Here is an 11,891-nt window from a genome sequence, read left to right as displayed (position 1 = left end):
ATGGCCTCGGCCGCGAGCGCGTGGATTCAGGCGGAAACGGGGGTGGCCCTTGCCGTGTCCCTTTCCGCAAAGGAATGTCTGGCCGCTCTTTTCGCCTTTGCCTGCGGCAGCGCCGCCGCCGCGCTTCCCGCATGCTTTGCCTGCCGCCGGGCGGCAGGGGAAATACTGCGCTCGGCCTGACGCTTCCGCCCCGCTTCGGCGTATAATAAAAAAGAGGCGGGCGAAGCTTTACGGAAGAATCCTGTACAGAAAAGAAGGGGGCCTGCGCCCCCTTCCTGCCGTTGTGGCGGAAACGCGCTTTTGTGCTAGTAGAGCTCTATTTCCTCAAGGTCGTCCGGCACATAAATACCGCCGCGGAACACGGAGGAGGCTTCCTCAGCATAGCGCTCCCTGCGCGTGCCGAGGGTGGCGGTATCTTCCGTATGCCAGAGCACAAGGTTTTTCACCCGCTGCTTTCGTGCAAGAAGCGCGGCTTCGCGCACGGTGCCGTGGCCTATGGCGTGGGGACGGAATATCTTCGCGTCGGATTCCAGGCAGAAGGCCTCATGGAAGAGCCAGTCCGCCGCTTCCAGGTAATGGGCGCAGGCGGGCTGGCAGGGTTCGTCGCCGGTGCAGACGATGCGCTGCCCGTCCGGATCCTGCATGTGGAAGCCGTACTGCTCGGCCTTGCGGGAATGGGTGTTGAAAAACGTCACCGTGTGCCCGGCGATGGAGCGTTGCTCCCCGTCCTTCACGGGCATGAAGCGTATGCTTGTGCCCACGGGGGAGAACTGCTTCTCGCTCAAGGTGAACTGACAGATGGAACGCAGTTTTTCCGCAAGGCGCGCATGGCAGTGTATGCGGAAGATATCGTTGCGCTTTTCCCGGAGGAAGAGGGAGGAAATCATGCGCACGAGCCAGATGACGCCGAGGGAGTGGTCGATGTGTTCATGGGTGACGAAAAGGTCGGTCAGTTCCGTGAGGGGGATGCCCGCCCTGTCCAGCTGGACGAGAATACCGTTGCCGCCCCCGCCGTCCACCAGAATGCCGCCCTGCGGGCCCTGCAGCATGAAGCAGGTATTGTAGTAATGCAGGGTATTGGCCGCGCCCGTACCGAGAACGATGAGCTTTTTCATGTTCTCCTCCTCGTCTTGCTTGTATCACAGAATACGGGGCAGGGGCTTTGGCGTCAAGCAGCGGTTCTTGAGCTTTTTTTTGCTTTTCCCGGGCGTTGCGGCAGAGAGGGAAGGCGCGGCCCGGCGGGGGAGGGGGCGGCGGGCTTGCGGGAAGGAGCGGCCGGGGAGAATCTTCGGCGCTTTCGGTCAGGAACTGCTCCGGCGTAGCTCTGCCTCGATGCCCTCGCTTCCGAATCGAGGGAGGCTTTTTTCTCAGGGAAAGGTCCGGAGAAAGGCAGGGGGAGGGCGTAAGTTCCGGCCGGACGGGACTGCCCCGCTTTTCAGGAAGGTTCAAGGGATGCAGGCAGCATGTTTTCCGGAAAAACGGGGCTCTTCCGGGAGAGGGAAGCTCAGGGGCAGGGGCGAGGCCGCGGCTTTGCAGAGGGCCTTTTCCGTGTCCCCTGCGGGGAAATTGGCGCTTGACATTTGTGTTTGATGCGGGAAAACATACCATTTTCTGTCTGCTTTCGGCGGGGGCGTGCGGCCTTCCGCCCTGCAAGAATATCATGGCGCGGCCACGCGCCCGGAGGAAGCCTCATGGCTGAATATAAGAAAACGCTGAATCTGCCCGTCACCGGCTTTCCCATGAAGGCGAACCTGGTTCAGAAGGAACCGGAAACGCTGAAATTCTGGGAAGAAAACAATGTGTTCCAGCTCATGCAGGACGCCTCGGGTTCTCGCGGCGAATTCGTGCTGCACGACGGCCCGCCCTATGCCAACGGCCATATCCATCTGGGTACGGCCCTGAACAAGATCCTCAAGGACATGATCATCAAGTCCCGCAACCTCATGGGCTGGAAGACCGGCTACATTCCCGGCTGGGACTGCCACGGTCTGCCCATCGAGCACAATGTGGAACTGGAACTCGGCGAAAAGAAGAAGGAGCTTCCCGCGCATGCCATCCGCAAGCGCTGCCGTCAGTACGCTCAGAAGTTCCTCGACATTCAGCGCAAGGAATTCAAGCGCCTCGGCGTCCTGGGTGACTGGGAGCATCCCTATATGTCCATGGATCCGGCCTATGAGGCCGTGACGGCGGCGGAGCTTGCCACCTTTGTGGAGCGCGGCGGCGTGGTGCGCAGCAAAAAGCCCATCTACTGGTGCTGCCACTGCAAGACGGCGCTCGCCGAAGCGGAAGTGGAATATCGCGACCTTTCCTCCCCGTCCATTTATGTGCGCTTCCCCCTGCCCGATCCGAAGCTTGCGGAAGTCATCCCCGGGGCCGACGTATCCCGCGCCTACATCGTCATCTGGACGACTACGCCCTGGACGCTGCCGAGCAACCTTGCCGTGTGCGTGCATCCTGAGCTTCGCTACAGCCTCGTGGAGACGGGCGGCAGCCAGTATATTCTGGCTTCCGAGCTGGTGGAAGGCTGCGCAAAGACCTTCGGCTGGGCCGATTACACCGTCATCGGCGAGACCACGGGCGACAAGCTGGAGATGCTTGAGGCCCGCCATCCCTTCATCGACCGCCCCTCGCTCATCATCAACGGCGCCCACGTCACGCTGGACGCGGGTACGGGCTGCGTGCACACCGCCCCCGGCCACGGCCGCGAGGACTACGAAGTGGGCGTGAAGTACGGGCTCGACGTGTACTCCCCGCTGGACGACGAAGGGCGCTTCCTGCCCACCGTGGAATTTTTCGCGGGCATGCAGGTCTTTGATTCCAATCCCGCCGTCATAGCCAAGGTGGAGGAACTCGGCCACCTTCTGGCAAGGCAGGATATCTCCCATTCCTATCCCTGCTGCTGGCGCTGCAAGAGCCCCGTCATTTTCCGCGCCACCACGCAGTGGTTCATCGGCATGGAGCCGAACAACCTGCGCGGCAAGGCATTGGACGCCATAGAAAACAAGGTGAAGTGGATTCCCTCCTGGGGGCAGGGCCGCATCTACAACATGGTGGAATCGCGCCCCGACTGGTGCATTTCCCGCCAGCGCATGTGGGGCGTGCCCATCCTCGCCCTCATCTGCAAGGACTGCGGAGAGGTGTGGAACGACCCGGCATGGATGCGTGAGATAGCTTCCCGCTTCGCCGCCCATCCCACGGGCTGCGACTACTGGTATGAGCACAGCGTGGAGGAAGTGGCTCCCGAGGGCCTTGTCTGCCCGCATTGCGGCGGAAAGCACTGGGAAAAGGAAGATGATATTCTCGACGTGTGGTTCGACTCCGGTACCAGCTTTGCCGCCGTCATGGAGCAGCGCCCCGAGGGCAGGGTTCCCACCGACCTGTATCTGGAAGGTTCGGACCAGCATCGCGGCTGGTTCCACAGCTCCCTTCTGGTTTCCGTGGGCACGCGCGATATTGCTCCCTACAAGGCCGTGCTCACCCACGGCTATGTGGTGGACGGCACGGGCCGCAAAATGTCCAAGTCCATCGGCAACGTGGTGGCCCCGCAGGAAGTCATAGACAAGTACGGCGCGGAACTTCTGCGCCTGTGGGTGGCTTCCGTGGATTACCGCGAGGATATCCGCTATTCCGAAGAGATCATGAAGCGCCTGGTGGACGCCTACCGCCGCATCCGCAATACCTGCCGCTACCTTCTGGGCAGCATCCACGACCTCACCCCGGCGGACCTTGTGTCCTTCCCGCTCATGAAGCCTCTGGACCGCTACGCCCTGAGCCTTGTGGCCGCTTTCCACGAAAGCGCGGAAACTGCCTATCAGGAATACGAGTTCCACAAGGTCTTCCAGGGACTGCACGGCCTTTGCGCCACCGAGCTTTCGGCCTTCTATCTGGACGTTCTGAAGGATCGCCTCTATTCCTCCCTGCCGGACAGCGCGGAGCGCCGTTCCGCCCAGAGCGCGCTTTACCAGATGCTGCTCATCATGCTGCGCGACATGGCCCCCATCATGAGCTTCACGGCCGAGGAAGTGTTCCGGCACATCCCCGAGGCCCTGAAGCCCGTGGACAAGGACGGCAAGCCCGTAGTCACGGTGTTCGCCCTGCCGCAGAAGGACGTTTCCTCCTTCCGCCTCTCCGACGATGAGCGCGGCGCGTGGGAAATGGTCATGGATATCCGCGCGGGCGTCACCCGGGCCATAGAGCCCCTGCGCAAGGAAGGCGTCATCGGCCATGCCCTTGATACGCACGTCACGCTGTATGTGGACGACAAGCTCCGCGCCGCCATTGCCGACAGCGGTGCGGACATGCGTTCCATCTGTATTGTGTCGCAGCTCGATATTGCGCCCTTCAAGGATGCTCCTGTGGACGCCCTCTCCACCGCCCAGCTCGACGAGTGCCCCGGCCTTGCCGTGCGCGTGAAGAAGGCGGGCGGGGAAAAGTGTGAACGCTGCTGGATGTACTGCGAGCAGCTGGGAACCGACCCGGACCATCCCACCCTGTGCCCGCGTTGCGCTGCCGTCATGAGGGAGCTTGAAGCGAAAGAGGGCGGAGAAGCGTAGTGAAGCAGGCGAAGCGTTACGGTCTGGTCGCCCTGGTGGCGCTCATCTGGCTTGTGCTCGATCAGCTCACCAAGGCGGCCGTCACGGCCGGCATCGCGCCGGGCCGCGGTTTTTCCGTCGTCGACGGATGCTTCAACATCGTGCATGTGCTGAACCGCGGCGCGGCCTTCGGCTTCCTGAACAGCGAGGAAACAGGCTGGCAGTTCTGGCTTTTCCTCGGGGCCGCCGTCGTGGTGGGGGGCGTCATCGTGCATATTGTGCGTACCGCCCCCGCAAGCCGCATGCTCTTCTTCGGTCTGGGCAGTATTCTCGGCGGCGCAGCGGGCAACCTGGCGGACAGGGTGCGCTTCCGCGCGGTGACGGACTTTCTGGACGTGTACTGGGGCACATGGCACTGGCCGGCCTTCAACGTGGCCGATATAGCAATCTGCCTGGGAGTGGCCGCCGCAGGCTTCGTGCTTCTGCGGCAGGGCCCTGAAGAAAAGGGGAACAACTAGCCATGCTCATTACCGACCTCAGCAGTGAGCAGCTTCTCATGCTCATCGTTCCGGCCCTGCCGAACATGTGGGCCCTGAAGCACGCCATGTATCACGATTTTCCCACCACGAAGGAAAAATACCGCTGGATGATGGCCTGCGTGTTTATCCCGTGCCTCGGCGGTATTGCCTACTACTTCGTGGGCAGAAAGCACGCAAGCAGGGAAAAGGTGGACATTCGCGCGAGGATCGAGGCTGAACGCGCCCGCGCGGCCGGGGAAAAGGCAAAGGCCGAAGCGCCGGGGCCCGTCCCCCTCGAAGCTTCTCCCGCGCGGGAGGAGGCGCAGCCCGCCGCCCCGGCGGAAAAAGCCGCGCGCACCGCGGGGGGAGACTGGTCTTTCGGCTGCCCCGACGAGGAGCGTAAAAGTTGACAGTCAAGATTCCGGGCGGCCCGGGGAGACTTTCTTTCCGGGCCGCGCGGAGTGTTCGTGCAACAGGGCCGGGAAGCGGCCCGCACATTCAGGAGAAAAGGTTATGGATCTTTGGAAATGGGGCCGCAACCTTGCCCTTTTGTCTTTGCCCCTCATGCTCACGGCCTGCGTGTCTGCCAGCGAGCACAACGCCCTTCAGGCACAGGTCAACCAGATGAACCGCCAGATGAGCAGCAGCCAGACCAATCAGGCCGACAGCTGGTCGCAGCTCATGGAACTGCGCCAGGAAGTGGCGGAACTGCGCGGCCAGCTCGATACCCTGAACTACGCCCTGCAAAGGGCGGGAGGCGCGCAGAAGCTGGCCGAAACCGTGGCCCTGCACGACCGCGCCCTGCGCCTTGCGGAAAGCCAGATGGCCCTCGACCTCCAGCTCACCCCCGATACTGCCGTTCAGGGCATGCCCGGAGCCGCTCCCGGTATGACTCCCGGCATGGTTCCCGGCGCCGGCACGGGGGATGCCTCCGCACAGCCCTCCCTCCAGCCCGCCGCCCCCGCGGTTCCCGCCGCACAGCCCCAGGGCAATGTGGATATGGCCCAGGCTCTGTACGACAACGGCATGCAGGCCTTCAACAACCGCCAGTATCAGGCGGCCCTGCGCTCCTTCAGCGATTTCACCAAGACCTATTCCAAAAATAAGCTGGTCTCCAATGCCTGGTTCTGGCAGGGCGAATGTCAGTACCAGATGAAGAACTACGCCGAGGCCGTCCTGGCCTATGAAAACGTCATCTCCGGCTACCCCAACAGCGTCAAGGCCCCGGCTTCCTACCTGAAACAGGGCATGTCCTTCCTCCAGCTCAATAAAAAGGCCGCCGCCAAGCAGCGCCTCACCGAGCTGACCCGCAAATACCCCAAGGCCCCCGAGGCCACCCGCGCCAGGCAGGTCATCAAGCAGAACAAGCTCTAGCCTCCCGCGCCTTCCCTTTTCAGGCCCGCCTGCCCAACCCCGGCCGGCGGGCCTTTTCGTGCCCGAAGGCAGGAAAGGCAGGAAAGGCAGGAAAGGCACGCGGGGCGCCGCCCCGCACCCCGCCGGGGGGAATGATTCCCCCCGGACCCCCTCATCAGGCAGGGCGGAAGAGGGCGGGGCTGCACAGGCTCCCCTTCGACTCGCGGCTGTCTTCGGGGGATGGGGCACAAAAGGAGAAGGCTCTTTGCAGGCTGTTGGTCGGGAAGGGCAGGGCGCATAAAGGCCCGGCATACCGCGTCCGGGCTGCTGTCTCAGTGTGAGCGTGTCCTGCCGGACCCGCTCACGCAGGCCGCCTGTTTTCCGGCGCAGGCCGGAAAACAGGGACAAAGGAAAGGATTTCAAGATGGGGGAAGCGTTGACCATGGCCGTTGCGCTGGTCTGCCTTCGTTTTAAAATCAACGCCTTTTCAATGCCCCGCCCGGCCCTCGACGGCGGAGAGAAAGAGCATGTTCTCCGCTTCATTCCGCCTTCGTTGGCAAAGGACAGAACATCTCTCAAGGCAAGGAACATCCTTTCCTGCGCCTCATTCTGCCTCAGTTTACGAAGGAATAACTTTTTCTCAACGCTCTGGGGCCCCCGGCCGGCCTTCAGGCGGCCGGGCCGGTGGCTGTGAATAGCCGGGATTCACTCCCGGCGTTAAATGAAACAGCCACCGTGCAAGCCCCGCGTCCGTACAGTGTGTCCTGCACAAACGTGCCTTCGTGTCACCCGGGCGGAGGTGTCGCCCCCGGCCGCCCTCAGGCAGGCGGGCCGCCTGCCATGAGTGCCCGGGATTCGCTCCCGGCAGGGAACGACATGCCCGCCGTGCATGTCCTGCCGTGTATCCGGGGCAGGTCGGGCCTTCGTGTCGCCCGGGCGGAGGAAATGCCGGGCCTTCGCTCTGCGCGGGAGTACAGGGGGGCACGCTCCGCCCGCGCTTGGCAAGCGGGGAAGAATCGTGTATGATGCCATGTTTTTCAAAGTATGTCATTTTTTTCATTCTTATCAGGATTCGATATGCCGGATACCATAAACAACGAAGAGGAGCTGCACGTCACGGCTCCTGAAGATTCCCTCCCCCCCTGTTCGCTGGAAGATCTGCCCGAGAGCATGCGCGAGGCCTGCGCCCGCGCGGGCTGGACGCGCCTCATGCCCGTGCAGGCGCACACGCTCCCCTATCTCATGGCCGGGCGCGACCTCATGGTGCAGTCGCGCACAGGCAGCGGCAAGACCGGTGCCTACCTTCTGCCGCTTCTCTCCCTTCTGAACCCGGAGGAAAAAAAGCCCCAGGCCCTCATCCTCGCCCCTACGCGCGAGCTGGCAAACCAGGTGGAGCACGAGGCAGCCGTTCTGCTGGAAGGCACCGGACTTTCCGCAGCCGCGCTCTACGGCGGCGTGGGCTACGGCCGCCAGCTTGAGGCCCTGCGCGCCGGCGTGCAGCTCATTGTGGGCACCCCCGGCCGTGTGCTCGACCATCTTCTGCGCCGCACCCTTTCACTGGATTCCCTGCGCGCCCTTGTTTTCGACGAGGCCGACAGGATGCTCTCCATCGGCTTCTACCCCGATATGAAGGAAATCCAGCGCTATCTGCCCAAAAGGCCGCTTCTTGCCGCGCTCTTTTCCGCCACTTATCCCCAGCACGTCCTGAACCTCGCCGGGGAATTCCTGCGCGACCCGCAGATGCTCAGCCTCTCCCAGGGGCAGGTGCATGTGGCCACCATCCAGCATCTCTATGTGGAATGCGGCCGCATGGACAAAGACCGCACCCTGGTGCGCCTCATGGAAACAGAGAACCCCACGTCGGCCATTATTTTCTGCAATACCAAGTCCAACGTGCACTACGTCACCGCCGTGCTCAAGGGCTTCGGCTACAATGCCGACGAGCTTTCGGCCGATCTTTCGCAGAACAAGCGCGAGGAAGTGCTCACCCGCCTGCGCGAGGGCAAAGTGCGCCTTCTCGTGGCCACGGACGTGGCGGCCCGGGGTATCGACATACCGGCCCTTTCCCATGTGTTTCTCTATGAACCGCCGGAAGATCGGGAATCCTACATACACCGTGCGGGCCGCACCGGCCGTGCGGGCGCGGCGGGTACCGTGATCTCCCTCGTGGATATCATGGAAAAGATGGAGCTTCAGCGCATCGCCTCCTTCTACCGTATCGATATCGCGCCGCTTCCGAACCCCACCGATGAGGACGTGGCCCTTGCCGCCGGGCGCAGGGAGACCGCGCTTCTGGACGCGCGCCGCCGCGCCTGCACCGGGCTTCAGCTGGAGAGGGCGCGCCGTTATCTTCCCCTGGTGAAGGAGCTTGCCCGCAGCGAGGATGAAGATCAGCTCCTGCTTCTGGCCCTTCTGCTCGACGCCGATTATCAGCGCAGCCTCGGCATGGAGCAGTCCCTGCCGAAGTCCCGCGCGGAAAGGGAGGCCGAAGCTCCCCGCCGCAGGCGCCGCGGGAAGGAGGAAGGCGCTTCGGAAGAGGAGGGCGGGGAAAAGCCCCGTTCTTCCCGCCGCCGTTCCCGGAAAAAGGAGAAGCCTGAAGAGGCCGCACCCGAAGCTGTGAGCGGGGAAATGAGCACGCAACAGGGCGAAGTTGCCCCTGCGCCTGAAGCACAGGCCGCGCCCGAGGGCGAAGGCCGCCGCCGCAGGCCGCGCCGCCGCTCCCGCCGCCGTGCATCCTCGGAAGGCGAGGGCGGTCAGGCCGGAGGCGAAGCCCCCGCACAGCCGGAAGGCGAGTAGTTGCCGTGCGCGTCTCCGGCACGGTGGTGGATCCGCAGGCCGCCGATACCGGGCCCGAAGCCCTGGTCGTCACCTTCGAGGCCCTGCTTGCGGACGCGGATCTTCCCGCTTTTTTCCGCCTGCTCGGCGTAGGGCGGCTGGACTTTTCCGCAAGGCGCTCCCTCCAGCCCGTGTTCACGGCCCTCTGCGCCGGGCTGTGGAGGCTGGCCCTTCGGCGGGTCGTGCCCGACAGTGCGGAGGAGGCCTACAGCCGCTATATGGATTCCCTCTGGCCGAAGCTGAAGGACGCCGACGCCTACATGGTGCTTGTGCGCGACCTGGCACGCTTTCTCCCGGAAAGCGGGGCGGACGACTTCACGCCCACGGCCCGCGAGATCTTTTCCCGCGCGGGGCGCGAGCCGGGCCAGGCGGCCCTGGTGGGCATGGCGCTCTTCCTGCGCCGCCTGTACGAGTATTTTTTCAACCATATCATCTAAATCAGGAATCACTATGCCTCAGTACGGCGACCTTGTCATTCTGGCTTCTCCCCGGGGAAAAAGGCACATCTACCGCATCGAACAGGGGCAGGACCTGCACACGCAGGACGGCGTCATGCGCGCCTCCGACCTTGTGGAAGCGGAATTCGGCACGGAAGTGCGCACGGCCAAGGGTGTGCCCTTCCGCCTCCAGAAGCCGCAGCTTCACGATCTCGTCATGGGCATCAAGCGCCAGACGCAGATCATGTATCCCAAGGACATGGGCCTCATCTGCTTCAAGCTCGGCGTGGGCAACGGCCGCACCATCCTCGAGGCGGGCTCCGGCTCCGGGGGGTTCACGCTGGCACTGTCGTGGTTTTCCGGGCCCGAGGGGCATGTGCACAGCTTTGAGGCCAGAGAGGAATTCCATAAGCTGGCGAAACGGAATCTGGCCTGGGCCGGCGTGGGCGACAACGTCACCTTCCATCTGCGCGACATTGCGCAGGGCTTCGGCGTGGACGACCCGGATTGCCTGAACGGCAAGAAGGGCGACGCGCTCTTTCTCGATGTGCGTACCCCCTGGCAGTACCTCGACGCTGCGCGCGAGGCCCTGGCGCCCGGTGCGCCCATCGCCTTCCTCCTGCCCACGGTGGAACAGGTTTCCGAGCTCATATCGGCGCTGGAAATCGGGCCTTTTGAGGAGACGGAAGTGTGCGAGGTGCTGGTGCGCCCCTGGAAGGTGGTGCCCGGCCGCCTGCGTCCGGCCGACCGCATGAGCGCGCACACCGCCTTTCTGGTCTTCACGCGGATTCAGGAGCGCAGCGCCGACTGGGACGCCCTCATCCCCTTAGGCACGCGCGAGCGCAAGCAGGAGGCGGCCCGTCAGGCCCGCCTTGCCGCCGCGCGCGGGGAAGACCCGGAAAGCGTGGATTACGAGATATAGCCCCTTCGCAGGGCCTTCCGCCCGGGGCGCGTGCCGGGGATTTCTCCGTCGCCCCGGCTTTTCCGGCTGCACAGGCCGTCAGTCCGTTTTTCAGGTTAATACGCGCGGGGTGCTCGGCGCCCCGAAGAGAAAGAACTTTTCAAGCCACAGGTTCCGGGGGCTTCCTGCCCGGACTCATGCCATGAACATCACCATTCAGAATCTTTCCAAGTCTTACGGCGGCCACGATATCTTCAACGATTTCTCGCTGGATATCGTGGACGGCATGCGCCTTTGCGTATGCGGCCCCAACGGCACGGGCAAATCTACGCTTCTGCGCATGCTGGCGGGAGTGACTGCGCCGGACGGCGGGCGCGTCATCATTCCGCGCGAGTGCCGCGTGGGCTATGTGGAGCAGATACTGGACGAAAGTACGCTGGACGTGCCGCTTCTGGAATGGGTGCAGGACGCCCTGCCCGACTGGGGTGATTTCTGGCATGAGTGGGAAAAGGCGCAGCAGGAGGGGGATACGGCCTCCATGAACCGCCTCATGGCCCGTCAGCACGATTTGGAAACGCGCTACGGCTACAATCCCGAACAGCGTGCGCAGACGGTGCTCTCCGGCCTCGGATTTGTGAAGGACAAGTGGAAGCTCCCCATCAGGCAGCTTTCCGGCGGCTGGCGCGAAAGGGCGAAGCTTGCGCGCGTGCTCACCGCCGGGGCGGACGTGCTTTTTCTCGACGAACCCACCAACCATCTCGACCTTGAGGCTGTGGAATGGCTGGAAGAATTCCTCATGGATTTCAAAGGGGTGCTGGTCTTCGTGGCGCACGATCGCGTGTTCATGGATCATGTGGGCACGCATGTGCTCTATCTTGGCGCGTCAAAGCCCATATTCCGCAAGTGCAGCTACACCAAGTTCCTTGAGCTTCAGGAGGAGATCGAGGAGCAGCGGGAACGCGAGGCGAAGCAGATAGCCGACGAGATCGCCCACAAGATGGATTTCGTGCGCCGCTTCAAGGCCAAGGCCACCAAGGCGAGGCAGGCGGGGTCGCGCCAGAAGCAGGCGAAGAAGCTGGAAAAGGAGCTTGAGCAGTACAGGCCGGAGCCGAAGAGGAAAGAACTTTCCTTCAAATGGCCCGAGGCCGCGCCCTCGGAAAAGGTGGTGCTCGCCGCCTCCGAGCTTGCCTTCCACTTTCCCGACGGCACCGTGCTCTGGCCGCCGCTTACCTTTTCCCTGTTCCGAGGGCAGCGGGTGGGCCTTGTGGGGCACAACGGCTGCGGCAAGTCCACCCTGCTCAAGATACTGGCGGGG

Annotated in this window: 10 protein-coding genes; 9 read left to right on the top strand and 1 reads right to left on the bottom strand. The window is 63.4% G+C overall.

The genetic code is table 11. The annotated features are described in order from the left end of the window. The coding region (locus tag K8W16_RS11480) for a hypothetical protein (protein ID WP_304123950.1) at window positions 1–180 on the top strand (180 nt) is incomplete at its 5' end. A gap of 125 nt (window positions 181–305) precedes the next feature. Here K8W16_RS11480 and K8W16_RS11475 read toward each other — a convergent pair. Further along, window positions 306–1,115, bottom strand: coding sequence for an MBL fold metallo-hydrolase (locus tag K8W16_RS11475; RefSeq protein WP_304123948.1), 810 nt, complete (start codon window positions 1,113–1,115; stop codon window positions 306–308). 576 nt (window positions 1,116–1,691) lie between these two features. Between K8W16_RS11475 and ileS the strand changes: the two genes are divergently transcribed. The 8 genes from ileS to K8W16_RS11435 all read left to right on the top strand — a co-directional run. Then, a complete protein-coding gene (gene ileS, locus K8W16_RS11470) occupies window positions 1,692–4,553 on the top strand; it encodes an isoleucine--tRNA ligase (protein WP_304123945.1) in 2,862 nt (953 codons plus the stop codon). Next, a complete protein-coding gene (lspA, locus tag K8W16_RS11465) occupies window positions 4,553–5,050 on the top strand; it encodes a signal peptidase II (protein WP_304123943.1) in 498 nt (165 codons plus the stop codon). The genes ileS and lspA overlap by 1 nt, the downstream gene beginning before the upstream one ends. Window positions 5,051–5,052: 2 nt before the next feature. Then, on the top strand, window positions 5,053–5,460 hold the full coding sequence (locus tag K8W16_RS11460; protein WP_304123940.1) for a PLD nuclease N-terminal domain-containing protein: 408 nt from the start codon (window positions 5,053–5,055) through the stop codon (window positions 5,458–5,460). A 103-nt stretch (window positions 5,461–5,563) separates the two neighbouring features. Further along, window positions 5,564–6,424, top strand: a complete 861-nt coding sequence (gene ybgF / locus K8W16_RS11455) for a tol-pal system protein YbgF (RefSeq protein ID WP_304123938.1) — start codon at window positions 5,564–5,566, stop codon at window positions 6,422–6,424. 1,056 nt (window positions 6,425–7,480) lie between these two features. Continuing rightward, window positions 7,481–9,199 carry a DEAD/DEAH box helicase gene (locus tag K8W16_RS11450; RefSeq protein WP_304123935.1) on the top strand — a complete coding sequence of 573 codons (1,719 nt, stop codon included), beginning with the start codon at window positions 7,481–7,483 and terminating at the stop codon, window positions 9,197–9,199. A gap of 5 nt (window positions 9,200–9,204) precedes the next feature. Then, window positions 9,205–9,675: a hypothetical protein gene (locus K8W16_RS11445; protein WP_304123933.1), complete on the top strand. Its 471-nt coding sequence runs from the start codon at window positions 9,205–9,207 to the stop codon at window positions 9,673–9,675. A 13-nt stretch (window positions 9,676–9,688) separates the two neighbouring features. Further along, a complete protein-coding gene (locus tag K8W16_RS11440; protein WP_304123930.1) occupies window positions 9,689–10,597 on the top strand; it encodes a tRNA (adenine-N1)-methyltransferase in 909 nt (302 codons plus the stop codon). Window positions 10,598–10,778: 181 nt separating this feature from the next. Further along, window positions 10,779–11,891 (top strand): ABC-F family ATP-binding cassette domain-containing protein (locus tag K8W16_RS11435; RefSeq protein WP_304123927.1); only part of this gene is annotated, 1,113 nt, incomplete at its 3' end.

The organism is Mailhella massiliensis (assembly GCF_020741395.1).
Taxonomy (GTDB): Bacteria; Desulfobacterota; Desulfovibrionia; order Desulfovibrionales; family Desulfovibrionaceae; genus Mailhella; species Mailhella massiliensis_A.
Note: the sequence above shows the minus strand (reverse complement) of the source record. Positions and strands in the feature narration are given on the sequence as shown.

Coding starts and splice junctions, on each gene's coding strand:
- K8W16_RS11450 (WP_304123935.1), top strand. CDS start 7,481: ATGCCGGATACCATAAACAACGAAGAGGAGCTGCACGTCACGGCTCCT.
- K8W16_RS11475 (WP_304123948.1), bottom strand. CDS start 1,115: ATGAAAAAGCTCATCGTTCTCGGTACGGGCGCGGCCAATACCCTGCAT.
- K8W16_RS11440 (WP_304123930.1), top strand. CDS start 9,689: ATGCCTCAGTACGGCGACCTTGTCATTCTGGCTTCTCCCCGGGGAAAA.
- K8W16_RS11460 (WP_304123940.1), top strand. CDS start 5,053: ATGCTCATTACCGACCTCAGCAGTGAGCAGCTTCTCATGCTCATCGTT.
- ybgF (WP_304123938.1), top strand. CDS start 5,564: ATGGATCTTTGGAAATGGGGCCGCAACCTTGCCCTTTTGTCTTTGCCC.
- ileS (WP_304123945.1), top strand. CDS start 1,692: ATGGCTGAATATAAGAAAACGCTGAATCTGCCCGTCACCGGCTTTCCC.